22 protein-coding genes are annotated in these 22,688 nt (G+C 68.5%); 13 read left to right on the top strand and 9 right to left on the bottom strand.

Annotation, left to right across the window (positions count from 1 at the left end):
• The first annotated feature begins 33 nt into the window (after nucleotides 1-33).
• Nucleotides 34-1,308 (top strand): transcriptional regulator, encoded by a 1,275-nt coding sequence (locus ACYVMZ_RS05495; protein ID WP_461075970.1) that lies wholly within the window; start codon nucleotides 34-36, stop codon nucleotides 1,306-1,308.
• On the opposite strand, the gene ACYVMZ_RS05490 is transcribed toward ACYVMZ_RS05495, so the two are convergent.
• On the bottom strand, nucleotides 1,289-1,951 hold the full coding sequence (locus ACYVMZ_RS05490; protein WP_461075968.1) for an HAD family hydrolase: 663 nt from the start codon (nucleotides 1,949-1,951) through the stop codon (nucleotides 1,289-1,291). The two genes, ACYVMZ_RS05495 and ACYVMZ_RS05490, sit on opposite strands and share 20 nt — an antisense overlap.
• A 450-nt stretch (nucleotides 1,952-2,401) precedes the next feature.
• On the bottom strand, nucleotides 2,402-2,704 hold the full coding sequence (locus ACYVMZ_RS05485) for a hypothetical protein (RefSeq protein WP_461075966.1): 303 nt from the start codon (nucleotides 2,702-2,704) through the stop codon (nucleotides 2,402-2,404).
• An 838-nt stretch (nucleotides 2,705-3,542) separates the two neighbouring features.
• Between ACYVMZ_RS05485 and ACYVMZ_RS05480 the strand changes: the two genes are divergently transcribed.
• The 4 genes from ACYVMZ_RS05480 (at nucleotide 3,543) to ACYVMZ_RS05465 (ending at nucleotide 9,027) form a co-directional block, all read left to right on the top strand.
• Entirely contained in the window at nucleotides 3,543-4,253 is a 711-nt protein-coding gene (locus ACYVMZ_RS05480; protein ID WP_461075964.1) for a hypothetical protein, read from the top strand.
• A gap of 25 nt (nucleotides 4,254-4,278) precedes the next feature.
• On the top strand, nucleotides 4,279-5,715 hold the full coding sequence (locus ACYVMZ_RS05475) for a ParB N-terminal domain-containing protein (RefSeq protein WP_461075962.1): 1,437 nt from the start codon (nucleotides 4,279-4,281) through the stop codon (nucleotides 5,713-5,715).
• Entirely contained in the window at nucleotides 5,712-7,529 is a 1,818-nt protein-coding gene (locus tag ACYVMZ_RS05470; RefSeq protein ID WP_461075960.1) for a DEAD/DEAH box helicase, read from the top strand. Before ACYVMZ_RS05475 ends, ACYVMZ_RS05470 begins: the two co-directional genes overlap by 4 nt.
• A 148-nt stretch (nucleotides 7,530-7,677) precedes the next feature.
• A complete protein-coding gene (locus tag ACYVMZ_RS05465) occupies nucleotides 7,678-9,027 on the top strand; it encodes a DNA cytosine methyltransferase (protein ID WP_461075957.1) in 1,350 nt (449 codons plus the stop codon).
• Here ACYVMZ_RS05465 and ACYVMZ_RS05460 read toward each other — a convergent pair.
• The 4 genes from ACYVMZ_RS05460 to ACYVMZ_RS05445 form a co-directional block, all read right to left on the bottom strand.
• Complete coding sequence (locus tag ACYVMZ_RS05460) at nucleotides 8,959-9,420, bottom strand: very short patch repair endonuclease (RefSeq protein WP_461075955.1); 462 nt, start codon at nucleotides 9,418-9,420, stop codon at nucleotides 8,959-8,961. The genes ACYVMZ_RS05465 and ACYVMZ_RS05460 overlap by 69 nt on opposite strands.
• Before the next feature lie 396 nt (nucleotides 9,421-9,816).
• The gene (locus ACYVMZ_RS05455) at nucleotides 9,817-10,017 is read right to left on the bottom strand and encodes a DUF5988 family protein (RefSeq protein WP_461075953.1); all 201 of its coding nucleotides are present in this window, start codon (nucleotides 10,015-10,017) and stop codon (nucleotides 9,817-9,819) included.
• Between the two features lie 61 nt (nucleotides 10,018-10,078).
• The gene (locus ACYVMZ_RS05450; protein WP_461075951.1) at nucleotides 10,079-11,095 is read right to left on the bottom strand and encodes an SEC-C domain-containing protein; all 1,017 of its coding nucleotides are present in this window, start codon (nucleotides 11,093-11,095) and stop codon (nucleotides 10,079-10,081) included.
• A gap of 123 nt (nucleotides 11,096-11,218) precedes the next feature.
• Nucleotides 11,219-12,694 (bottom strand): glycoside hydrolase, encoded by a 1,476-nt coding sequence (locus ACYVMZ_RS05445; RefSeq protein WP_461075949.1) that lies wholly within the window; start codon nucleotides 12,692-12,694, stop codon nucleotides 11,219-11,221.
• A 255-nt stretch (nucleotides 12,695-12,949) separates the two neighbouring features.
• On the opposite strand from ACYVMZ_RS05445, the gene ACYVMZ_RS05440 reads away from it, so the two are divergent.
• From ACYVMZ_RS05440 to ACYVMZ_RS05430, 3 genes are all read left to right on the top strand, one after another.
• Nucleotides 12,950-13,261, top strand: coding sequence for a DUF6412 domain-containing protein (locus ACYVMZ_RS05440; protein WP_461075947.1), 312 nt, complete (start codon nucleotides 12,950-12,952; stop codon nucleotides 13,259-13,261).
• 89 nt (nucleotides 13,262-13,350) lie between these two features.
• Nucleotides 13,351-14,064 (top strand): YidC/Oxa1 family membrane protein insertase, encoded by a 714-nt coding sequence (locus tag ACYVMZ_RS05435; protein WP_461076359.1) that lies wholly within the window; start codon nucleotides 13,351-13,353, stop codon nucleotides 14,062-14,064.
• Nucleotides 14,065-14,223: 159 nt separating this feature from the next.
• Nucleotides 14,224-15,081, top strand: coding sequence for a fumarylacetoacetate hydrolase family protein (locus ACYVMZ_RS05430; RefSeq protein WP_461075945.1), 858 nt, complete (start codon nucleotides 14,224-14,226; stop codon nucleotides 15,079-15,081).
• Nucleotides 15,082-15,172: 91 nt separating this feature from the next.
• Here the strand turns inward: ACYVMZ_RS05430 and ACYVMZ_RS05425 are convergent, their stop codons facing one another.
• The 3 genes from ACYVMZ_RS05425 to ACYVMZ_RS05415 all read right to left on the bottom strand — a co-directional run bounded on the left by ACYVMZ_RS05425 (nucleotide 15,173) and on the right by ACYVMZ_RS05415 (nucleotide 17,736).
• On the bottom strand, nucleotides 15,173-16,039 hold the full coding sequence (locus ACYVMZ_RS05425; RefSeq protein WP_461075943.1) for an LLM class F420-dependent oxidoreductase: 867 nt from the start codon (nucleotides 16,037-16,039) through the stop codon (nucleotides 15,173-15,175).
• A 117-nt stretch (nucleotides 16,040-16,156) separates the two neighbouring features.
• Nucleotides 16,157-16,666, bottom strand: a complete 510-nt coding sequence (locus ACYVMZ_RS05420; RefSeq protein WP_461075941.1) for a heme-degrading domain-containing protein — start codon at nucleotides 16,664-16,666, stop codon at nucleotides 16,157-16,159.
• Nucleotides 16,663-17,736: a Gfo/Idh/MocA family oxidoreductase gene (locus ACYVMZ_RS05415; protein ID WP_461075939.1), complete on the bottom strand. Its 1,074-nt coding sequence runs from the start codon at nucleotides 17,734-17,736 to the stop codon at nucleotides 16,663-16,665. The genes ACYVMZ_RS05420 and ACYVMZ_RS05415 overlap by 4 nt, the downstream gene beginning before the upstream one ends.
• A gap of 95 nt (nucleotides 17,737-17,831) precedes the next feature.
• Here ACYVMZ_RS05415 and ACYVMZ_RS05410 point away from each other — a divergent pair, with 95 nt between their 5' ends.
• From ACYVMZ_RS05410 to ACYVMZ_RS05390, 5 genes are all read left to right on the top strand, one after another.
• Entirely contained in the window at nucleotides 17,832-18,953 is a 1,122-nt protein-coding gene (locus ACYVMZ_RS05410) for an ROK family transcriptional regulator (RefSeq protein WP_461076357.1), read from the top strand.
• 358 nt (nucleotides 18,954-19,311) lie between these two features.
• Nucleotides 19,312-20,157, top strand: coding sequence for an LPXTG cell wall anchor domain-containing protein (locus ACYVMZ_RS05405; RefSeq protein WP_461075937.1), 846 nt, complete (start codon nucleotides 19,312-19,314; stop codon nucleotides 20,155-20,157).
• A gap of 106 nt (nucleotides 20,158-20,263) precedes the next feature.
• Nucleotides 20,264-21,043 (top strand): HAD-IIA family hydrolase, encoded by a 780-nt coding sequence (locus ACYVMZ_RS05400; protein WP_461075935.1) that lies wholly within the window; start codon nucleotides 20,264-20,266, stop codon nucleotides 21,041-21,043.
• 141 nt (nucleotides 21,044-21,184) lie between these two features.
• The gene (locus tag ACYVMZ_RS05395) at nucleotides 21,185-21,706 is read left to right on the top strand and encodes a hypothetical protein (protein ID WP_461075933.1); all 522 of its coding nucleotides are present in this window, start codon (nucleotides 21,185-21,187) and stop codon (nucleotides 21,704-21,706) included.
• Nucleotides 21,707-21,708: 2 nt separating this feature from the next.
• Entirely contained in the window at nucleotides 21,709-22,374 is a 666-nt protein-coding gene (locus tag ACYVMZ_RS05390) for a class F sortase (RefSeq protein WP_461075931.1), read from the top strand.
• Nucleotides 22,375-22,688: the final 314 nt, after the last annotated feature.

The following is a 22,688-nucleotide window of genomic DNA, read 5'->3' as shown; positions in this document are numbered from 1 at the left end:
TTGAAGCAGTTGTCGACAGGAGGAGGTGGCCCCGTGCCAAGGCCCACAGGCAACGTCCGACTCAAAGCAGCTCGCGTGGCCGCGGGCTTCAACTCACAGCAGGACCTGGCCGACGCCCTCACCGAGCACGCCAGGCGCATGGGGATCCGGGGGCTGTCGATTGGTGTACGGCAGGTCCGCCGCTGGGAGTCGGACAATCCACCGTGGCCTCAACCGGACTGCCAGCGCGTCCTCGTCCACCTGCTCGGACAGAGCATGGAGTCGCTGGGCTTCACACCCCCATGGGGATCCGACGGCCCGGCGTCGAACCCCACTCGACGCACACTGGTCGTCGGCGGCCCGGCCGCCCTTGGCCTGGCGATGGGTTCGCAACGAGCCATCGCCTCCCCACAACCAGTCACCGCCGGCGCGGACTTCGAGGCGGTCACCCGCTCCCACCGTCGTCTCTACTGGTCTGTCGCACCGACCACACTGCACCCTGCCGTCCTGGCACACGCGACGCTGGGCTGTGCCCTGCTCCCGGAGACGGCGGACAGCACGCGGCGCACCATCGCTGCCGCACTGGCGGAGACCTATCTCCTCGCGGGCCGGATCGAGTTCTTCGACCTCAGGGAGCCGACCACCGCGCACGACACACTCCTCCTGGCCCTTCAAGCCGCGGGGGAGGCCGACGACGCTCTCCTGGGTTCGGCGATCATCGCGCACATGGCGTTCATCCCTGGCTGGGCGGGCGACCATGAGGGAGCCCAGGAACGCATGATCGCGGCACGCACCTATGCCCGCCGCGCCCCGGCCTCCGCCGAGTTCCTCGCATGGCTGGACGCCGTGGAGGCCGAATGCGAGACCAGGTGCGGCGACACCCGCACCGCGCTGCACCTGATCGGCCACGCCGAGGACATCCTGGACAACGGGAACGAGCATCCCTCACCGGAGTGGATGGACTGGTTCTCCCCGGCCAGACTCGCGGCTTTCAAGGGCAACACCCAACTGCTCGCCGGCCACCTCCCACAGGCCCGCGACGCACTACTCGGGGCACTGGAGGCCCTTTCTCCTGGCGAGGAGAAGCAGCGCACGGTCGTGTACGGCGACCTGGCTGCCGTCGAGGCGGCGTCCGGAAATCCGGAGAAGGCATGTGAGTACGCGGGCATGGCCCTCGACCAACTGGCCATCACCTGGTACGCCACCGGCATGGACCGCGTGCGCGAGGTCCGCCGCGCTCTGGCTCCCTACCAGCACGAGCGCTGTGTCCGCGGCCTCGACGACCGCCTGTACGACTGGTCGACGACGCTCAGCGCGCTGAGCCGTTGAACTCCCGCACGCGATCAAAGAGTTCGTCGAGGCCCTCGACACGGAAGGTCGGCAGCTCGCGGGCCTCGGCGCTGTTCCACTGAATGGTGGCCCACGGCCCACGATGCACGAGCGCGGTGTGCATACCCGCCTCGCGGGCCGGCCGGATGTCGTTGTCACACCGATCGCCGACGTACAGGATCTCGCCCACCTCGAAGGGCACGGCCGCGGCGACTCGCTTGAAGAACTCGGGGTCGGGCTTGCTGGCACCCCAGTCGTCCGACGTCCCGATCATGTCGACGTCGGCGGAGAACAGTTCCCGCAGGATGCGCCCTGCCCGGACGGTCTGGTTCCCGGCGATGCCGAGCCAGAGTCCGTCGGCACGCAGCCGCCCCAGCGCTGGACGCACGTCTGGGTACAGGTCCTCTTCCCCGAAGGTCTCCGGCTGTCCAGCGGCTGCTCGCCTCTCCCGTTCCGCGTAGAGATCGAAGCCGGGCCGGAACTCCTGGAAGGTCTCCCGGTAGTCCCGCCCTTGGGCGATGACGGCGCCGAACATCGCGTGGAAGGTGTGCCGTGGGATGCCCAGCCAGTCGGCCCAGGTGCTGTACTCCCGGGTCTCGTCAACCAGGCACTCACCGACGTCGAAGACGACTGCGCGAATCATGGGGGCAGGGTATCTAGCTGATGGGCAAGCCGCCCTGGGCTACCGTACCTATAAAGCGACGCCAAGCTAGTCTCCGCCGAGACGACGGCCCCCTTGTGCGCTTGGAGTCGCGTATGAGCACGCTATGGGCGACGGAGGCAGAGGACTGGGGACGCTCCTGACAGCTGTCGGCAAGGTTGTCCGGTTTGAAATCCCCGTCCGCGCGGAAGGCACCTGCCGGTGAACCGAGCGTGCGGCCGAAGCGCTGGAGCACTACCAGGCCATGCGAGGAGGCGCGGCCCGCATGGCCGAGCCCAGCTTGCGTGTCTGGAGTAATCGGCCGTGGAGTTGATTGCTGACCTTCTCCACTGGACCGCTGCAGACGGCCGTGACCCGGACGGCATCCTCGATCGTGCCCAGATGCACTGCGACGCCGAAGCGCGCGCAGCCTGGAAGCAGATTCGCCGGCGGTTACATCAGCGCGGCGCGCAGCAGCGCGCCGGCATCATCAAAAGCGCCGTGTTCATGAAGCGTCAGGGCTGCATGCAGGATGTCCTGAGCGTATTGATCGCGGCCGTAGATGTGGATCCAGTTGTCGGCCAGCTGATCGGCTTGCTGCTGCCTGAGCAGGAGCAAAAGCGTGGCTGTCTCCCGTGGACTGAGCGCTTCCGTGGTCTGGCGCAGCAGGGCGAACGCCTCGTCGCGCTTGCCGCCCCTGTGCAGCCTGCCGACTCGGTTCGCCAGCTGACGCGCCGCAGCGACATCGTTCTGCATCCGCTGCCGGTCCCCCCTCCGTCGGGGGACCGGCAGCGGAGCAGACGATGCCCGGGCAGCCAAACGTGCTTGCAAGCCGGCCTTGGCTGCCTTGAGTTCCGCGATAGTTGCCCTCTGGTTGGTGACCTCGTAACGCAGCGAGTCCCGCTCTGTGGCTGCATCCCTTAGTGCCGCGCACTGGGCCTCCGTCTCCTGGAGTTGCTGCTTGAGTGCGTCAACCTGTGCCGCGAGTTCGACACAGCTAAGGCACCTCTCGGATTCCGCTTCGCTGTGCAGCGCCCTCAGCTCATCAAGGCTGACTCCGACGCGGTCCTCACCGCCTGCGTCGGTGCATGCCTTCTTGTAGAAGTCCTCAACGAGTGTTAGAGCCGGTACAGACTGCCCGCTGAGGAATCTGGACAGGGAGCTCTCGCTGCACCCCAAATGGTGGGCTGCCAGCGCCTGAGTTACTCGCTTTTCAGGGGATCTGTCCGGAACTAGGTGACGGCAGAGTTCTTGAAGGGCTCCTGCCAGGGCTCGCTTGCCCGGCGGAACGTCACTGCGGAAGACCTTGTCTATCCAAGGCCATCTGGCAGACCCGCCTTGTGTCGTGTTCATGGCATTCCCTTCCAGGGGTTCAAGCTGCGCGCGCACAGGTCCCGCAATTGTGCACTAGCCGACCGGAGTTGAGCTTCTTGCGATTCTTCCAGCAAGTGTTCTGGCCCTGGACTTTCGTTCGGAGGTGATGTCGACTGGATGAACCGCCCGAGGAAAGCGGGGCGCAGAACCACGTGTGCGCTGTTTGTTGTGCTTCGCGTGTGGTGATGCGGTATGTCTGCAAGATGACCGGAGGGGATAGATGACGCTGCCGTCGTGGCGGGACAAGAACCTGGGAAGCATGGCGCGGGCTGCCCTGTGGCTGTTGGCTGAAGTGGGCGAGGGGGAGACGTTCACGAAGACCAAGCTGCGCGAGGCATTCCCTGACGTAGCGCAGATCGACAGGCGGCTTCGGGACCTGCGAGGTTACGGCTGGCGGATCGACACGAGCCGTGAGGACCCTGGCCTGAAGCAGCAGGAGCAGCGGTTCGTGACCCGGGGAGCCGAAGTGTGGATCCCCGGCAAGGCGAAGGCTCCCAAGCACAAGAACAGCCTTACTGCCACGCAGCGTCAGAAGATCCTCCACGGGGACAACTACCTCTGCCGGACCTGCGGTATTGCGGCTGGCGAAGAGTACGGGGACAGCCTTGAGCAGGCGCAGTTGAACGTTGCCCGTCGTAAGGTTGTGCTTCCTGACGGGGCGGAGGAGTACCAGTTCATCACTGAGTGCAAGAGGTGCGGTGCGGGGGGCGCCGACCGCGTAGTTGACCAGGGAGCCGTCCTGGAGATGGTGGAGGCTCTGTCTTCCATGGAGCGGCAGACGCTCGCCGGCTGGATCGCCGCTGACCAGCGTACTTTGACCCCGCTCGACAGGCTCTGGGGGCTTCTCCGGGCTCTTCCGGAGGACTCCCGTAAGACCGTCGCTGAGGCGCTCGAGGAGATGGACCTCGACGACTCGGACATGGACGACTAGGCGCAGTACGAGACGGAGAAGAAGGATGCTGCGGGAGTACCCGCCGCCGCCTCGCGCGGCCGAGTTCACTGAACTGATCAAGAAGAAGCTCAAGGAGGTCAAAGCCGCCGGCGGCACCAGGGAGACAGTCACGGTCGACTGGAACGGGCAGCAGGCTCACGTGGAGGTCATCGACCTCCCGCTCAGCGGGCTCTACTTCAACCCAGGAACGCACAGGATCCGGGCCCAGCGCAGCCATAACCCGGCTCGCGACGAGGCTTTGGACAGGGACCCCTGGAGTGATGAGAGCCAGGACTATTTGAGGACCCTCCTCCAGGCTTCCCCTACCGATCCGGACCTGAGGGACAAGGACTTTGACAAGCTGAAGGAGAGCTTGGACCAGTTCGGGCAGAACGATCCGGGACTAGTCACTCATCACGGTGTACTTGTCAACGGAAACACGCGCGCCGCTGCGCTACGGGAACTTGGTGTGCAGTCGATGCGTGTCGGCGTACTGCCGGAGTGGTTCTCTTGGGCGGACATCAACGCCGTCGAACTGTCCCTTCAGCTGCGCAAGGACCATCGTCGCGACTACTCGTACATCAACCGGCTCCTGGCGATGGAGGAGCAGGCTGCGCTGGGGCGTACCCCGGAGCAGATCGCCAAGGAATTCAGGATCCACGTGAAGACCTACTACCAGGAACGGTGGATCCTGAGCACGATCCAGGAGCTGATTGACCGCAGCAAGAGTGGAGGCGGAGTAGCGCTGCGGCTGGTCGACTGGGAGGGCGCCCAGGAACGTCTCAAGGAGCTGCACCGCCTGTACGTGAAGCTGGAGGCCGTTGACCGCGACCAGGCGGAGATTCTTAAGGAGTGGCGACTGGCCGCGATCCTTCTCGACTTCTCCAAGACTGATGTCCGCCACATCGACGAGGAATTCCTGAAGGAGGGCTACCTGGGGCAAGCTCTGCCTTCCACTCTTGCCAAAGGCGGAGCCAAGGCGACTGAGCCGGAATCGGTGTCCATTCCGGGGTTGGGCCTGGAAGTCCCTGCGGCTTCGTCTCGCGTCGCGGAGGCCCGGTTCCTGAATGATCAGATCCTTCGGGCTGCTGCCGCGGTGCGGAACGGCGGAGCGGAGCTGCTCGACAGCGACAGGGAGCAGAACCAGGCACTGCTCGACGACGCCAAGAATGCGTTCGACGAGGCGATTGAGAATGCCGGCCGCAATGCCCGTCTGCGCAAGCGCAAGCAAATGGCCCCAGCCCGTCTCGCCGATGCGTGTGCGGACATCGACCAGTGCGTAATGGATCTTGTGCAAGCACGTGCTTCCCGGAGCCTGGATGAAGAGGCATTCGATGAGGCCGTACTCAAGCTGCGGGCCAGCCTGCGGAAGCTCGCACAGCAAGCTGGCCGTGGTCTGCCCAATCCAGGAGACGGAGTCACGTGGCTGATCGAGGCTGTGGCCACGGAGGGCTCTCAGTGACAGACAGCGCAACCACCACGTCGCTGCACCTTGGGTTCGACGAGACACGCACCCGGGTCGTCCTGAGGACTACCGATCAGTACCGTCAGGACCTTGTGCAGCTGGCCGCCCGTTTCCGCACGGGCGGCCAGCTGGGCCCACTCAGTGCGTCAGTCGCGCTCGATGAATTGCTGGCGGACCTCAGTGTTCTGAGCGGCTGGCCTCATCACGCAGGCGTTGAGTGGGCGCCGGAGCTACGGGATCTAGTGGCCGGCGTCGTGCAAGACGCGAACACCGTCAAGGACAGACTTGTTGGCCGTGAGCCGCTGGGTGAGCTCACTCCCGATGACGTGCCGAAACTGGTCGGAGATGCATGGGAGGCGGAGCTGAGCGAATTCCAGCGGCGTGACATCGCCAAGCTCCTCTCGCTCCAGCACGGTGCCAATTTCAGTGTTCCTGGCGCCGGAAAGACACGTGTTGCCCTTGCGGTGTACGCCGCCCAGAAGGCTCAGGGCAAAGTGAGTCGAGTCCTCGTGGTCTGCCCTAAGTCGGCATACGAGTCTTGGCGTTATGAAACCGCCGTTTGCTTCAGATACCCGTTGCGTACGCATGTTCTCGACGGCTCGATGGATCAATGGGCTGAAGTACTGATCGTCAACTACGAACGGCTGGATCGCTCGCTGCCTACCCTCGCTAACTGGCTCAAGGCTGCTCCGTCGATGCTCATCCTTGATGAGGCACACAGGATGAAGCTCGGTGCCCGAGGCACATACGGCGCTGCCTGCATGGCGCTTGGCCCACTGGCAAGGAGACGGCTGATCCTGACCGGTACGCCGGCGCCCAACGGATCGAAGGACCTGGAGAACCTGCTGGGCTTCGTCTGGCCTGGACACGGGCAGCGGACGGTTGCTCAGGCCGTTGCTGGGGGTGATCTTGCTTACGCAAGCTCCGTTCTGAGGCCCTTGTTCACCCGGACGACCAAGCAGGAACTCGGGCTCCCTCCGGTGCGGATGAGGGTTCGGTATGTGGACATGCCTGAGCTGCACAGTGAGATCTACAACTCACTCATGGGCGGCATGGGCAGTGGGGCTGCACGGGAAGACCTCAGCTCGCTGGGCAGAACAGCGTTGCGGCTGCTGATGGCAGCTACGAGTCCCGCACTGCTGCTGGAAGGGGCCAGTAGGTACGACCCTTTGGTGTATCAGTTGCCTCCTCTGGAGGTTCCGGAAGGGAGCTCACTCTACGCGCTCTTGCAGAACCTGCCGGATTATGAGCTGTCGCCCAAGTACAAAGAGGCGGTGGCGATCGTGGCGGAGAATGCTCAGCAGGGACGCAAGACCCTGGTCTGGACGACATTCGTCCGTAGCCTGACGACGTTGGAGCGGATGTTTGAGAAGTACAGTCCGGCAGTCGTCTACGGCGGCACGCCGGACCGCGACGAGCAGCTACGGCGGTTCCGTGAGGATCCAAGCTGCATGGTGCTGATCTCCAACCCGGCAACACTGGGCGAGGGAATCAGCCTGCATCACGTCTGTCATGACGCCCTATACATCGATCGTGACTTCATGGCAGGCCGGTTCCTGCAGAGCCTTGATCGGATTCATCGCCTTGGTCTCGCACCGGGCACGGAGACCAGGGTCACAGTGCTGGCTGCCCGAAGGACCATCGATGAGGTAGTTGAGGTGCGTCTCGATCAGAAGCTGGAGTTCATGGGCAGGGTTCTCGATGACCCCACGGTGCAGCAGCTGGCTGACCTGCAAGAAGAACCGTCCGTAGCGGCAGGACTCGCGCCGGGTGACATCGAGGCCTTGCTGCGGCACATGCGGAGCAGCTAGCTTCGGGAGACTCCGCTTCCCAACTGGCGTCCAGCCTTGCCGGGAAGGCGACAGTGAATGGGAGACTCTTGGTGTCAGTGGGACAGTACATGATTGCTGTCTCAGCAAGCACCGACGCACGTTATGAGTCACCCCAGGAGGAGCGCCCATGCGCGCCAGCGGCCAGAAGCGCCCGCAGTTCGCCTCGCCACTGACCTCGATCGAGATCTGTGCGGGGGCCGGCGGGCAAGCCGTTGGCTTGCACAACGCCGGCTTCGATCACCTGGCCCTTGTTGAGTGGGACCACCACGCCGTGCAAACTCTTCGGGCAAATGTTGGCGGTTGGCCTGGCTGGAGTGAAGAGCGCGCTCATAGCCTGGAGCCAATGGACGTCAAGAAGTTTCTTGGTTCAGAGGAAGAAACTAGCCTCGGCCTTAAGAAAGGGGAGCTTGATCTGCTCGCCGGCGGTGTTCCATGCCCCCCGTTCTCTTTGGCTGGAAAGCGGCTGGGGCGGGATGATGACCGGGATCTCTTTCCAGACGCCTTGAGGATTATCCGCGCTTTGCTGCCTAAGGCCATAATGATCGAAAATGTGCGTGGAATCCTTGAGCCTCCAGAGGTTTTCATCGAGTATCGGGCTCATATTCTGAAACAGCTGCGCAAGGCGGGTTACGCGGTTCCTGAAATCGACGAGAGCTTGCTGCCGTCGAGTCAGGATGTAGCTATGAGGAAGGTCTGGCGTCGACTAGATGCTAGAGACTTCGGAGTCCCGCAATTGCGGCCGCGGGCCATTCTGGTGGCTATCCATAAAGATTTTCTGCCGGGTGATGGTTCAGGATTCATCTGGCCGAAGAGTCTTATTGGAGAAGAAGTCACAGTAGTTGATCAGCTCAAGGAGAGCATGCGGAGGCGCTGCGAGGATTTCTGGGACAAGAATAAGTGGGGGCAGCCTGCAAAGCCTGACGAGCGCACTGGCAGGGACGTTTACTACGACTGGCTCGAAGCCGCTGAGAAGGCTGCGGCCGCCGGAAAGTGTGTGGCTCCGACCCTCGTCGGTGGGTCGCGAAAGCATGGCGGGGCTGACTTGGGTCCCACCAGGGCTAAGAAGGCATGGAAGGCCATGGGTATTGACGCGATGGGGGTTGCTAACGATCGCGAGGACTGTGACCCGGAGCGAGATCTCTTCAGGGATGCCGGACCTATGCTGACCGTGGAACAGGCCGCCATGATCCAGGGCTTCCCTGGTGGCTGGAAGTTTCAGGGGAGAAAGACGGCTCGGTACCGGCAGGTAGGAAATGCTTTTCCGCCCCCCGTTGCAGAGGCCGTCGGGCGGGCTATTGCGGCTGTCCTGCGCCCCGAGCATCGGGATGAACTGCTCAGGGGGTACGTGATGGATTCCGGAAAGTCCCCTTCTAGCGAATCGGTCTCCGAGCAGATGGAACTTCCGATGTCAGGGACGCCGGGATTTCGGGCGGCGCGCGAGGACTACCTCGGTGATCTTGTGCGCACAGGAAACTGAAGGTTCATGCTCCCAGAAGCGGAGTACGAGCCACCCGGCTTCCGTGAGTTGCTTGTCGGTGTCACGGTCACGCTGAACATTGCGTAGAACTTTTTCCGACCAATACCCGGAGTTTGTTTTAGGGGGGACGTAATGTTCGGGACACCCGTGCCAGTAGCAGCCGTCGATGAATACGGCAACCTTCGCTGAACGAAATACCATGTCTGCCGTTCGGCGAAGGTCTGGCAGAGGCCGTGCTGCGATGCGGTAGCGCAGACCCTGGGCGTGGACGAGCCGTCGGATCAGCTTCTCGGGCTTTGTGTCGCGGCTGCGAATCGCTTGCATGTTGCGACGGCGGGCTGCGGACGAGGCCCAGGAACCTTCTGGCGGCTCCCACTCAGGAACTTCGGACACACCGCAGAGGGTAGTCCGGTACGCAGCCGGTAGGCACCGGTGCCCGTCCTAAGTCGATCACCTGACATGGGCTGGTCGGCGTGACCGTTCGTTGCGAGGTTGCCGTTGGGCCGCCCGCTTCTCGGCCAGTGTCGTGCTTCCGCGGTCCGCGTCAAGGGCGCTCCGCTACGCTCCGCGTCGGCTTCGCCGATGGCCCTCCGGGCCACCCCTGACCCGGACCGCTCCAGCACGGGGAAGAAGCGGGCGTGCGGCCCGGGAAAGCGGGGAACCATACGTCGGCGGGCGCCGCGGGTCAGTGTTCAGTTCCCGGCGGAGACGGGACGCGTCAGCATTTCGGGGCACGCCGGGCGGATTTGGCGGCTATCGGCTCGTAGGCCGTCACGCCATCCGCAGGAGCTACTCGGCAACCTCCGTCCGCTCCCACCACCGATACACGGTCACCTGTCCCTCCTCCGTCTCCTCGTGTCGCGTCGTGACCTTGTAGTGCTCATAGCCGCCGCGGTGCGGAATCTTCAGTTCCTGGCCGGGAGGGGTGATCGGGACGATCTTGCCTGCCAGGTCGTCCGGGCCGCCGTCCAGGAGTGCTTTGGTGGTCATAGGTCCAGTTTTGTTACGAAGGTGGCTGGCGCATCTTGAGGCCACCGCAGACCTACTCCGGTCAGGCCGCGTTCCCGTGGCAGTCCTCATAGGCCCGCCCCGACCCACACCAACACCCAGCACCCCGCTGCGGCGGCCAAGCCACAGCCCGCCCCCGAGCCGCCAAGGTCGTCGCGTACTGCGGCAGCAGCGTCGTGTCGTCCGGCGAAGACCCCTCCGACGCCGCGAACGCCTCGTACGACGGGACCGTGCCCGTCACGATCCCGAGGTTCGGCGTCCCGGAAGCCGCCAGCTCCCGCAGCGCCGCCTCTATCGTCGCCAGGTGTGCCTCATGGGAGGGGTACTCCGAGGTCAGCGACGGATACGCCGCCACCAGCTCCGCCAGCTCCCCCGCCGACCAGTGCAGCATTGCCACCGGGAACGGGCGGGACAGCGCCTCCCGGTACGCGCCCAGCTCGGCCCGCAGGCGGAAGATCTCCGCCTCCAGTTCCGCCGGGTTCTCCGAGCCCAGGGACCAGACCCTCTTCGGATCGTGCAACTCGTCCAGGGAGACCGGCAGGGAATGGGCGGAATCCGCCACCGCGTCCCACTCGTCGTGGGCCATGCCCAGCATCCTGCGCACCCGGTGGCGGCCGAACAGCAACGGATGCGTGGAGTACGCGGGCTCCGGGACGTCCGTCAGGAGCAGCTGCACCGCCTCCGTGAACGTCTCGTGCGCCGCTTCCAGCTCGTCGTGGGATTCCAGGGCCTCGGCGGCGATCACCCAGGGGGCGGGGTCCCGGGGGGACGCCGTGCGGATTCCCTCGATGATCGCTCTGGCCTCGGCCTCGTGGCCGTACTCCCAGAGGTTCGAGGCCTTGAGCGCCCGTACCAGATGCGGGTTCTCCAGGCCGTCGGAGGAGGCCAGCAGGCGGTCGTAGAGCGCGGACGCGGCGGGGCGGTCGCCGGACAGTTCCAGGTGGGCCGCGGCCCGCAGCAGCAGGGCCTCGGCGTCCTCGGGATACAGGCCGGCGGTCCGCTCCAGGCGTGCCGCTTCGGCGGTGTGGTCGACGTTTTCGGCGGGCGTGTCGGGGCGCATGGGGGACACCGTACTGCCGGTGAGTGACAAGAGTGAGATATCTGCAGGCCAGGTCCCCATTCGCCTACCGAGCTCTTACACCGCCACCCGCCGGTCTCTTACACCGCCACCCCGCCCATGCTCTTACACCGCCACCCCGTCGATCTGCAGCGTCTGCACCGACTTCGCCGCGAACGGCACGCTGACCGACTTGCCGCTCAGGCGGATGTCCGAGCGGGCCGTGTAGAGGTCACCGCCGCCCGTCGTCACCGTGTTCCAGCGGGGGACCAGGCCGCCCGAGCCGCCCGTCACCGTGGTGAACCGGGAGAGGTCGAAGGTCAGGGTCTGGGGCGAGGTCGAGGTGTTCGCCGCCACGATCACCAGGCGGCGCGCCGTCCGGTCCAGGGCCGCCACCGCGTAGCTCACGCCCGTGTCGAGGATCGTCATGCCGGGGCGGATGTGGCGGCTGAACTGGGCCATCACGTAGTACTTCGTCTGGATCGCACCGGGCTGGAGCGTGTTCGGGTCGTACGCGATCATCGCCCAGCCCGAGGACGGGTCCATGACCTGCCAGTAGCACCAGGCCGTGGGGTGCAGCCAGCGGAAGTCGTACAGCAGGTTGCTCGCCATGGTCATGCCGGTGCCGTCGCTGTCGCCCGTCTCCGAGTTCCACAGGACCTTGCGGGAGGTCGTCACGACGTCCGTGTAGAGCAGGTCCCGGCGGCCGCCCGAGCCCTGGTAGCCGTGTACGTTCACTTGGTTCACCAGGGATTTCGTCGACGACCCGAACGAATTCCACGTCGTGCGTGCCAGGTCGTAGCTCGTCTCGTCCGATGCCGAGATACGGATGCCCGTCAGGCCGCGCTTGTCCAGTTCGCTGCGCATGTACGGCAGTACGGCCGCCTGGACCGTGGCGTCCATGTGGCAGCCCTCCTGGGTGCCCGTGGCCGTCCACCAGGTGGAGCTCGGCTCGTTGAAGGGGTCGACCGTCGCGAAGTTCACGCCCCAGTTGGTGCGCGCGTACAGCGCCACCGCCGCCAGGTGGGAGGCGTGCTGGCGGTAGTTCCAGGACTGGAGGTTGTTGCCGCCGTTCGCGGCGCCCGACGGGTTGTGGTTGAGGCACATCCACCACATGGGCGAGTTCGCGAACAGCTCGCTCACAGCGCCTCGCTGCGTCGCCTTCACCAGCATCGCGCGCTGGGCGGCGTCCGCCGTCCACTTCCAGGCCGACGACGCCGGGTCCTCGTTGCGCCAGTCCTGCCAGAAGCCCTCGATCTGCTTGAAACGGGGGATGTTGGGGGAGGCCACCATGCTCGCGCCCTCGACGGTGTTCCAGCTGCACGCGCCGAGGTTGTAGCGGGCGATGTTCAGGCCCAGGCCGGGGAGCGATCTGCCGTTGTACGTCACCGACTTGGTGGTGAAGAACAGGTCGGCGAAGTCGTCCCGGGCGCCGAAGACGTTGGCCCACCAGGCCAGCGAGGTGCCCCAGCCCTCCCAGGTGCCGTACGTCGTCGAGGGGTTGACGGCGATCGTGGCGTCCGCGTGGGCGGTGCCGGTCGCCAGGGCGCTGCCGAGGACGGTGCCGCCCGCGGCCGCGAGCAGGGTCCTGCGTCGGATCATGGTTGTGCCGCCTCTCCGTCCGCACGCCCAACTGGCCTATGAAGAGGCTCAGTTGGGGTGTGTGACTCATCACCCCCCGCGTGTCACCACGAAGCATCGGGTGTGGCCGGTGAGGTTGTCGAGAGGCGTGACAGCGCTTTCTGCCTTATTTCTCCAAGGGTTGGGAGAAGGGGTCGGCCGACTGCCGGGGGAAGCGGGCCGATCCTGTATAACCGACAGCAGGGCAAACGCACGTACGAGAGGGAGGGGCCGCCGATGGTGCGCAGCTGGGCCAACCCGCGTCCCGCTCTCGCGCTGCTGTTCCTCCTCCTCGAGGTGGCCCTGCTGGACACCGGCAGCCTCTCCGCCACCGTCGCCCTCGCCGCGACCGCCGCGGCCTCCTCCGCGCTCGCCGTGTGCGCGCTCATCGCCGCGCGCTGTGTGCCCACCGTGCCGCCCACCGTGGTGCGTACGGCCATCCGCGACCGGGACCGGCGTACGGCCTTCCTGCCGCAACGCGACCCCGACGCCAGGGGGCGCACCCGGCCCCGCGCACCTGGACACGCCCTCCCGGCGACCGTCGCGTAGGGCAACCGCACACACAGAGGTCACCCCACGCGGGTCGTCATGCCGTCATGACCGACGTCCGGCACGACGAGACCCCGGAGGGCTCACCCATGTCCGTCTTCGCATCCCTGGTCGAGCAACTGGCCGACCTCCTCCAGCCGCTGTTCGGCGCCTCCGCGGCCGCCGCCGCGATCGTCCTGTTCACCGCGTTCGTACGACTCCTCGTCCACCCGCTGTCCCGGGCCGCCGCGCGCGGGCAGAAGGCGCGGGCCGAGCTGCAGCCGAAGATCGCCGAGCTGCGCAGGAAGCACGGGAAGAACCCCGAGAAGCTCCAGAAGGCCGTGCTCGAACTGCACGCCGAGGAGAAGGTGTCGCCGCTGTCCGGCTGCCTGCCGAGCCTGTGCCAGGTGCCCGCGTTCTTCCTGCTGTACCACCTGTTCTCCAGCGAGACGATCGGCGGACGGGCCAACGAACTGCTCACGCACCAGCTGTTCGCCGCGCCGCTCGGCGGGCGGTGGGCCGACGCGCTCGGCGACGGCGGTCTCTTCGGGGGCGCCGGGCTCGTCTACGCCGGGGTGTTCGTCCTCGTCGCGGCCGTCGCCGTCTTCAGCTACCGCCGTACGAAGCTGATGATGGCCGCGAACCCGGTCGTGCCGACCGGGGACGGGGAGCAGGTGCCGGGGCTGGGGGCGGTGACCAAGGTGATGCCGTTCATGTCCTTCTTCACGCTCGTCACCGTGGCCGTGGTGCCGCTGGCCGCCGCGCTGTACGTGGTGACCAGTACGACGTGGAGCGCCGTGGAGCGGGCCGCCCTCTACCGGTAGGGGACGGTCCACCGGTAGGGGACGGTCCAGTCCGTGAACGGGGTATTGCGGACCGGACACCGACCTTGGAGGATCGACCAGTCCTCCGATGGCTGTGCCGCCCGCCGCACCCGGGCCGCAGAGGTCGGCGGGCGCCCGCGATCGAGGGAGATTGTGATCATGAAGCTGCTGCGAGTCGGTACGGCCGGATCGGAACGGCCCGCGCTGCTCGACGCCGAGGGGACCCTGCGGGACCTGTCGGGTGTCGTGCCGGACATCGACGGGGCGCTCCTCGCCGACGATGCGGCGCTCGAGCGGGTCCGGGTCGCCGCCGACGCCGGTGAGCTGCCCGCCCTGGACGCCACCGGGCTGCGGGTCGGGCCGCCGCTGGCCCGGATCGGCAAGATCGTCTGCATCGGGCTGAACTACCACGACCACGCGCGCGAGACGGGTGCCGAGCCGCCCGCCGAGCCGGTCGTGTTCATGAAGGCGCCGGACACGGTCGTCGGGCCGAACGACACCGTGCTCGTGCCCCGCGGGTCCGCCAAGACCGACTGGGAGGTGGAGCTGGCGGTCGTCATCGGGCGTACGGCTCGGTATCTCGGGTCGGCGGAGGAAGGGCTCGCGCACGTCGCGGGGTACGCGGTGGCGCACGACGTCTCCGAGCGGGAGTTCCAGATCGAGCGGGGCGGGACCTGGGACAAGGGGAAGAACTGCGAGACGTTCAATCCGCTGGGGCCCTGGCTGGTGACGGCGGATGAGATCGCCGATCCGCAGGACCTCTCGCTCAAGCTGTGGGTCAACGGGGAGTTGAAGCAGGACGGGACGACGGCGGAGCAGATCTTTCCGGTGGGGGAGGTCGTGCGGTACGTCAGTCAGTTCATGACGCTGTATCCCGGTGATGTCATCAATACGGGGACGCCGGCGGGGGTTGCTTTGGGGCAGCCTGAGCCGAAGCCGTTCCTCAGGGCCGGGGACGTGGTCGAGCTGGAGATCGAAGGTCTGGGCAGGCAGCGGCAGCAGTTCAAGGACGCGTAGGCGCTCCGCTGGGAAAGCCGGGGAACTGCGGTGCGTCGTCGGCCGCGGGTGGTTCGTGGCCGGTCGCGCAGTTCCCCGCGCCCCCTTAGTCCTAGGCCAACAGTTCCGCCAGTCGGCGCCATGCCTCCCTCGGCAGGGCGTCGCGTGGGCCGTCGTCCACCACCTGGAGGGCCACGTGGTCCGCGCCCGCCGCGTGGAACGCGTTGATCCGCTCGCGGATGCGGTCGTCCTCGCCCCACGCGAACAACGCGTCGACCAGGCGGTCGCTGCCGCCGTCGGCCAGGTCGTCCTCGGTGAAGCCGTGCCGGAGGAAGTTGTTGGTGTAGTTCGGCAGGGCGAGGTAGAAGGAGAGGAACTCGCGGGCGAGCGCGCGGGCCCGGGCCGGGTCCGTCTCCAGGACGACCGCCAGCTCGGGGGCCAGCAGCGGGGCCGCGCCGAGGGTTTCGCGGGCGTGGGCGGTGTGCTCCGGCGTCACCAGGTACGGGATCGAGCCCGCCGCCCGGTCGCGGGTCAGCCGCAGACTCTTCGGGCCGAGGGCGGCGATGACCCGGCGGTCCGCGGGCATCCCGGCGGCGTCCAGGGCGTCGAGGTAGGCGACCAGGGCCGAGTAGGGGCGGCGGTACTGGTCGGCGAGCTTGGCGTGGCTGACGCCGAGGCCGAGCACGAAGCGGCCGGGGTGGACCGACTCCAGCTCGGTGAAGCTCGCGGCGGCGGCGTCCGCGTCGTGTTCCCAGATGCTCTGGATGCTGGTGCCGACGGTGACCTTCGCGGTCGCCTCGATGAGCGGTATGGCGTGGCGGGCGGCGGTGTTGCCGCCCAGCCAGAGGGCGCCGTACCCGAGCTCCTCCAACTCGGCGGCGGCCTCGGCGCGTTCGTTGCGCCGGGCCGGGTCCTCCGAGCGCAGGCCGGCACTCCAGACGCCGTACCGGCCGATCGCTTCCTTCAAGGGGGTGGTCATCGGTTGGGATCCCTCCGGACGGGTGCTGTGCGTGGTGATCACGCGTACAGCAAGTGCCAACCGGAGGGGACCCGTTGATAATTCCGCGATGATTCCGCGCGCGTCCTGCTGGGAGCCCTACTGGCCCAGCCCCAGGAACTCCTCCAGTGCCTCCACCACGAACCGGTGGTCCTGGAGCTGCGGCAGCCCGGACACCGTCACCGTGCCGATCACGCCCACGCCCTCGACGTTGATGGGGAAGGAACCGCCGTGCGCCGCGTACGTGTCGGGGTCGAGCCGGGAGGACTCCTCGAACGTCGTGCCCTTGGCGCGGAAGCGGGCGCCCACCAGGTAGGACGCGCTGCCGTAGCGCTCCACGACCCGGCGCTTGCGGGCGATCCAGGCGTCGTTGTCGGGGGTGGAGCCGGGCAGCGCGGCATGGAAGAGCTGCTGGCCGGCGCGGTGGATGTCGATGGCGACGGGGGCCTGCCGCTGCCGGGCCAGTTCGACGAGGAGCGAGCCGAGCGCCCAGGCGTCGTCGTAGGTGAACTGGCGGAAGATCAGGCGTCGTTCCTGCGCCTCCAACTCCTCCAGGGTCGGGGTGAGTTCCGGGTGGAACTTCGGAGTGATCTCCTGGTTGTGCTTCACAGCGTCACCGCCACCTTCTCGCGGGCCGAACGACGGGCCGCCTCCAGTACGTCCAGGGCGGCGGCCGCCTCCAGCGCGGTCACCGGGTTGGGGCCGCCCTCCAGCAGGGCCTTCGCCACCGCCGCATAGTAGGCGGGGTAGTCGCCCGGCAGGGTCGGTTCGACACGGCCGCCGCCGGTCACCGGGGATTCGCCGGAGCCGACCCGGCCCCACAGCTCCTCGGGCTCCACGCCCCAGTCGGCGTCGGTGCCGGGGCGTCGGCCCTCGCGCAGGGCCGCCTCCTGCGGGTCGAGGCCGTACTTCACATAGCCCGCCCTGGAGCCCAGTACGCGGAAGCGGGGGCCGAGTTGGGCGGTCGTCGCGGAGACGTACAGATGCGAGCGCACGCCGCTCGCGTGGGTGAGGGCGATGAAGGTGTCGTCGTCCGTCTCGGCGCCCGGGCGGCGGATGTCCGACTCGGCGTACACGGTGGTCGCCGGGCCGAAGAGGACCAGGGCCTGGTCGACGACATGGCTGCCGAGGTCGTACAGCAGACCTCCGATCTCTGCCGGGTCGCCGGACTCCCGCCAGCCGCCCTTGGGCCGCGGCCGCCAGCGCTCGAAGCGGGACTCGAAACGCCAGACGTCGCCCAGCTCCCCCTCCCCGAGCAGCTTGCGCAGGGTGAGGAAGTCGTTGTCCCAGCGGCGGTTCTGGAAGACGGAGAGGAGCAGGCCCTGCTGCTGGGCCAGGGCCGCCAGTTCGCGCGCCTCGGCCGCCGTGCCGGCGATCGGCTTGTCGATGACGACCGGCAGGCCGGCCTTCAGGGCCGTCGTCGCGAGCGGGACGTGCGTCTTGTTCGGGGACGCGATGACGATCAGGTCCAGCTCGGCGGCCCGCTCGAACAGCTCGTCCGGCGTCGCGGCGACCCGTACGCCCGGGTGCTCGGAGCGGGCCTGCTGCTGCCGTTCGGGGTTCGAGGTGACCACCGTGTCGAGGGCGAGGCCCTCGGTGGTGGCGATCAGCGGGGCGTGGAAGACGGAGCCGGCCAGGCCGTAGCCGACGAGACCTACGCGGAGGGGGGTGCCAGTCATGCGTCCTACTTTCGCAACGCTGTTGCCAAAGTGCAAGCGCCGGGGAGAATGGTGGCGTGAACAGGACGAAGGGCGGGCCGGGCGTGGTGGGTGGCATGCGGGCGAGCGCGGGCGGGGCGAATCTGCTCGCCCTGCGCAGCCACAACACCGCGCTGGTGCTCGACCTGCTGCGCACGGCGGGCGCCGACGGCATCAGCCGCCTCGAACTCGCCGAGCGGACCGGGCTGACCCCGCAGGCCGTCAGCAAGATCACGGCCCGGCTGCGGGAGGAGGGCCTCGCGGCGGAGGCGGGGCGGCGGGCGTCGACCGGGGGCAAGCCGCGCACGGTGCTGCGGCTGGTGCCGGAGGCCGGGCACGCGGTGGGAGTGCATCTGGACCGGGACGAGCTGCGGGCCGTGCTGGTGGATCTCAAGGGCGCCGTGGTCGGGGAGCGGCGGGCGGCGCTGGATCTCGGGGCGGGGGCGACGTCCGTGCCGGCGGCGGTGGCGGTGGTTGTGGAGGGCGTGGTGGCCGAGGCGCTGCCGGTGACCTCCGGACCGCTGCCGCCCGCCCGAGCCGGTTCCCTGCTCGGCGTCGGCGTCGCGCTGCCGGGGCCGCTCGATCACGCCCGGGGCGTGCTGCACCGGGTCACCGGCTTCCCCGAGTGGGACGGCTTTCCGCTGCGGGACGCGCTGGCGAGGCGGCTCGGTGTGCCGGTGGTGATCGACAAGGACACCAACGCAGCCGCGCTGGGGCTGGCGGTCGGGGGTGAGCGCGGCTCCTTCGCCTACCTGCATCTCGGTACGGGGCTCGGGGCCGGGCTCGTGATCGGGGGGACCCTGCACCGGGGCGCGCGGACCGGGGCGGGGGAGTTCGGGCACCAGGTGATCCAGCTGGACGGGCCGCCGTGCACGTGCGGGGACCGCGGGTGCATCGAGGCGCTGTGCCTGGCGGCCGTGGCGCGCGGGGACACCGAGGAGGCGGCGCGGGTCCTCGGTGCGGGCGCGGCGAACCTGGTCGCGCTGCTCGACATCGACGTCGTCCTGCTGGGCGGCCGTACGGTGACCGCGGCGCCGGAGGTGTTCGTACGGGGGGTCGGTGCGGTGCTGGGGGCACGGGCCCGGCGCACGGGGGAGGAGGCCGTGCCCGTACGGGTGGCCTCCGGCGGCGGGAGGGGCGTCGCGGTGGGGGCGGCTCAGCTGGTGCTGGGGCCGGTGTTCGGGCGCGGGGACGGGTGAGGCGTGGAGACCGGTTGAGGTCGGGGCCGGTGGGGCGTGGAGGCCGGGTGAGGTCGGGGCCGGTGGGGCGTGGAGGCCGGGTGAGGTCGGGGGCGGGTGGGGCGTGGAGGCCGGTTGAGGTCGGGGACGGGTGAGGCATGGAGGCCGGTTGAGGTCGGGGACGGTTGAGGGGCGGAGGCCGGTTGAGGTCGGGGGCGGGTGAGGCGTGGAGGTCGGCCTCTCGCGGGCCGGGCCCACGCGCGCGAAGGCACTGCTGCGACGCCGGGGACTGTCTGCCGATCGGGCGGACTCGCACCGCCGTTCGGGGGGCCGCTCGCAGCGGTGCCGCTTCTCGCCCGCCCCCGTCCGGCAGACTCACGTGTCCATGCGACTCTGCACGCCCGCTTCCCTCTGCCTGGCGGCGGCAGCCGCCCTGTTCCCCGCCGCGACCCCGGCTCACGCCGATCCCCGACCTCCCGCCTGCGCCGCCTCCGACCACCGGACGTTCCCCGTCACCACCCGCCTCCACGGCGGCCCCGACAGGTACACGGCCGGGGGCGGTTTCGGCACCTGGTACATCGACCTGACCAACACCACCGACCGGCCCTGCACCGGCATCCACCCCGTCGTCGTGCTCGTCGACGACAAGCGGGCGCTGAAGCCGTCGCAGCCCCAGCTGGAGTTCTTCGTGGGGGCACGGCCCCACCCCGTCCGTTTCGAGGCGACCGACGAGGACGAGCTCGTCGGGGTCCTCGCCGACGAACAGGGTGAACCGAGTGAACAGGAAGGAGAGGGCGCCTTCCGCGGGTTCACCGTCGCCCCCGGCCGGACCCTCACCGTGAAGGTGCGCCTCGCGGTCACCTCGGACGCCGTGCCGAACGACGTCACCGCCAAGGCAGCCGTCGTACAACGACGCGACGACGACGGCGAGTGGGTCGGCGAGTCGAACGACTACCGGTTCGCCATCGACAGCGCACCCGAGCCCGGCACGCGCGGCGAACCCCCCGCCGAGTCCGCCGAGTCCGCCGAGTCCAGCGAGCCCAACGTCTCCACCGAGCCCAACGCCTCCGCCGCTCCCGACGCCTCCGCCGGCCCGCCCACCAGCCGCCTCCCCCTCGCCGACGAGCTCGCCCGGACCGGAACCACCGGCGCCGCCGTCGCCGTGGCCGCCGCCCTGCTGCTCGCCGCAGGCGGCGCCGTACTGCTGGCGCGCCGCCGCCGCTGAAGCCGTCCCGCCTGTCGGGATGCCGGAAACGGGCCATTCCCTCAAGATCCGGCCACTGTTTAGGCTGGGGCGCACGCTGGACCGCGTACGGCAGGAGATCCCTCACATGGCAGACCGCAAGCCCATCGAGTCGTGGCTCACCGACATGGACGGTGTGCTCATCCACGAGGGCGTACCGATCCCCGGCGCCGACGCCTTCCTCAAGAAGCTGCGTGAGTCCGGAAGGCCCTTCCTGGTCCTCACCAACAACTCGATCTACACCCCGCGCGACCTGCACGCCCGGCTGCGCCGCATGGGCCTGGAGGTGGAGATCGAGAACATCTGGACCTCCGCGCTCGCCACCGCCAAGTTCCTGGACGACCAGCGCCCTAACGGTTCGGCGTACGTCATCGGCGAGGCGGGCCTGACCACCGCGCTGCACGACATCGGCTACATCCTCACCGACCACGAGCCGGACTACGTCGTCCTCGGCGAGACCCGGACCTACTCCTTCGAGGCCATGACGAAGGCGGTCCGGCTGATCAACGGCGGTGCCCGTTTCATCTGCACCAACCCCGACGAGACCGGCCCCTCGGCCGAGGGCCCGCTCCCGGCGACCGGCGCGGTGGCCGCGCTGATCACCAAGGCGACCGGCAAGCAGCCGTACTTCGCGGGCAAGCCCAACCCCCTGATGATGCGGACCGGGCTCAACGCCATCGGGGCGCATTCCGAGACCAGCGCGATGATCGGCGACCGGATGGACACCGACGTGCTGGCCGGCATCGAGGCGGGCATGCAGACGTTCCTGGTCCTCACCGGGCTGACCCGGCCCGAGCAGGTCGAGAACTTCCCGTACCGGCCGTCGCAGGTCGTGGACTCCATCGCGGACCTCGTCGACAGGATCTGACACCGGCAGCGGTGACGCCCTTCGCCGCTTCAGACACCGGCCCGCTCAAACCCGCCACCACTCGTTCGGAGCATCCCGGCCCTTCCCGAGGATGCGGGCCGGGTCCCCGCGGGGGAGGCTCCAGGTAACTGGAGGTACACGATGGGTTCACTGCGAGTCACTCTCTGTACGGGCCTCCTGGCCGCCGTCGCTCTCACGCCGACGGCGTACGCGGCGGACGGAGGGGGCGTCTCCGTGACCCCGGCGGCCCCCGCCCCCGGCACCGACGTCACGCTCCGGGTGTCCGACTGCGCCGAGAAGACGGCCTTGGCCGTCTCGACGGCGTTCGTCGCCGACGTACGGCTCACCGCCACCGACGGCACACTCGTCGGCGAGACCCGCGTCCGCTCCACGCTCACCGCTGGGGCGTACGCGGTGAAGGTCACCTGCGGCGCCGCCGACCGCACCGGCACGATCACCGTCGGGAAACCCGGGTCGCGGCCGTCCGCCCCCGCCTCACCGATCGCCCCCGTCGACGCGGGCGGCGGCGGTACCGCCCACCTCGCCGCCTCGGACGCCCGTGAGACCGGTCCCGGCACGGCCCAGGCGGTGACCGGCCTGGTCCTCGTGGGCGTCGCCGCGGTGGCCGTGGTGCGCGCCCGGCGCAGTCGCGGAGCGAGTTGACCATGTCCGACCAGGAACACCACTCCGGTACCGGACGCTTGGTGACCGGCCTGGCCTGGGCGGTGCTGCTGCTCGGGCTGTGGCTGTGGGGGCGCGAGGTGACCGACGTACGACCGGGCGCGACCGGGCCGACCACCGGCGACATGGCGGCGGTCGGACGGCCGCCCGACGTCGAACTGCCGCCCGCCCACCGGCCGTTGGGCGACGCGCTGCCGCAGCGCCTGGACATCCCCGGCCTCGGCGTCCAGGCCCCGGTCGTGGCCCGTGGCCTGGACGCCAGCGGCGCGCTCGACCCGCCGCCCTTCGACCAGGCCGGTGTCGTGGCCTGGTACGCGGACGGGGTGAAGCCGGGCGCGGCCGGGACCGCCCTGATGGTGGGTCATGTCGACACCGAGACCCGGCCCGCGGTCTTCTACAAGATCAGCGCCATGCGGCCCGGGCAGAAGATCCGGGTGGTCCGCGACGACGCCAGGATCGCCGAGTTCACCGTCGACGACGTCCAGGTCTTCAGCCGCGACCGCTTCGACGCCCACCAGGCCTACGGGCCGCGCCACACCGGCCGGGCCGAGCTGCGGCTGGTCACCTGCGGCGGCACCTTCGACAAGGAGACCCGCAGCTACACGGCGAACGTGATCGTCTCGGCATACCTCACGGGGACCGGCCTCTAAGGCCTGCTCCGGCGGCAGGTCCCGCCCACCTGGCCCGGTCTGCGGCCCGCTCCCCCGGAAGCCGCAGACCGGGCCGGTCCTCGACCGCGCGCACGGGCCGCGGGAGTAGCCCGGCGAGCCGCGCGGGAGGCTGCGGAGGCCACGGTGGTGATCCCTGGCCGGGGCCGGCGTCGGCTGAGAAGACTCTAGGACGGAAGGGCGCCGACGGCCCAGGTTTTGCCGCACGCCAGGTCCCGGTCCGGTGGCGCTGCGTTATCCGGCCAGGCCGTACGAGGTCCGGCGGGGGTGGAACGATCCCGCACCCCGGGGGCTGT

This window comes from Streptomyces deserti, from assembly GCF_054782695.1.
This window is presented reverse-complemented; position numbering and strand designations above follow the sequence as displayed.

What these genes read in the sequence shown, in the direction of transcription:
- ACYVMZ_RS05490 (WP_461075968.1), bottom strand. Translation starts at nt 1,951, where the DNA reads ATGATTCGCGCAGTCGTCTTCGACGTCGGTGAGTGCCTGGTTGACGAG.
- ACYVMZ_RS05485 (WP_461075966.1), bottom strand. Translation starts at nt 2,704, where the DNA reads ATGCAGAACGATGTCGCTGCGGCGCGTCAGCTGGCGAACCGAGTCGGC.
- ACYVMZ_RS05480 (WP_461075964.1), top strand. Translation starts at nt 3,543, where the DNA reads ATGACGCTGCCGTCGTGGCGGGACAAGAACCTGGGAAGCATGGCGCGG.
- ACYVMZ_RS05475 (WP_461075962.1), top strand. Translation starts at nt 4,279, where the DNA reads ATGCTGCGGGAGTACCCGCCGCCGCCTCGCGCGGCCGAGTTCACTGAA.
- ACYVMZ_RS05465 (WP_461075957.1), top strand. Translation starts at nt 7,678, where the DNA reads ATGCGCGCCAGCGGCCAGAAGCGCCCGCAGTTCGCCTCGCCACTGACC.
- ACYVMZ_RS05455 (WP_461075953.1), bottom strand. Translation starts at nt 10,017, where the DNA reads ATGACCACCAAAGCACTCCTGGACGGCGGCCCGGACGACCTGGCAGGC.
- ACYVMZ_RS05450 (WP_461075951.1), bottom strand. Translation starts at nt 11,095, where the DNA reads ATGCGCCCCGACACGCCCGCCGAAAACGTCGACCACACCGCCGAAGCG.
- ACYVMZ_RS05445 (WP_461075949.1), bottom strand. Translation starts at nt 12,694, where the DNA reads ATGATCCGACGCAGGACCCTGCTCGCGGCCGCGGGCGGCACCGTCCTC.
- ACYVMZ_RS05440 (WP_461075947.1), top strand. Translation starts at nt 12,950, where the DNA reads ATGGTGCGCAGCTGGGCCAACCCGCGTCCCGCTCTCGCGCTGCTGTTC.
- ACYVMZ_RS05435 (WP_461076359.1), top strand. Translation starts at nt 13,351, where the DNA reads ATGTCCGTCTTCGCATCCCTGGTCGAGCAACTGGCCGACCTCCTCCAG.
- ACYVMZ_RS05430 (WP_461075945.1), top strand. Translation starts at nt 14,224, where the DNA reads ATGAAGCTGCTGCGAGTCGGTACGGCCGGATCGGAACGGCCCGCGCTG.
- ACYVMZ_RS05425 (WP_461075943.1), bottom strand. Translation starts at nt 16,039, where the DNA reads ATGACCACCCCCTTGAAGGAAGCGATCGGCCGGTACGGCGTCTGGAGT.
- ACYVMZ_RS05415 (WP_461075939.1), bottom strand. Translation starts at nt 17,736, where the DNA reads ATGACTGGCACCCCCCTCCGCGTAGGTCTCGTCGGCTACGGCCTGGCC.
- ACYVMZ_RS05410 (WP_461076357.1), top strand. Translation starts at nt 17,832, where the DNA reads ATGCGGGCGAGCGCGGGCGGGGCGAATCTGCTCGCCCTGCGCAGCCAC.
- ACYVMZ_RS05400 (WP_461075935.1), top strand. Translation starts at nt 20,264, where the DNA reads ATGGCAGACCGCAAGCCCATCGAGTCGTGGCTCACCGACATGGACGGT.
- ACYVMZ_RS05395 (WP_461075933.1), top strand. Translation starts at nt 21,185, where the DNA reads ATGGGTTCACTGCGAGTCACTCTCTGTACGGGCCTCCTGGCCGCCGTC.
- ACYVMZ_RS05390 (WP_461075931.1), top strand. Translation starts at nt 21,709, where the DNA reads ATGTCCGACCAGGAACACCACTCCGGTACCGGACGCTTGGTGACCGGC.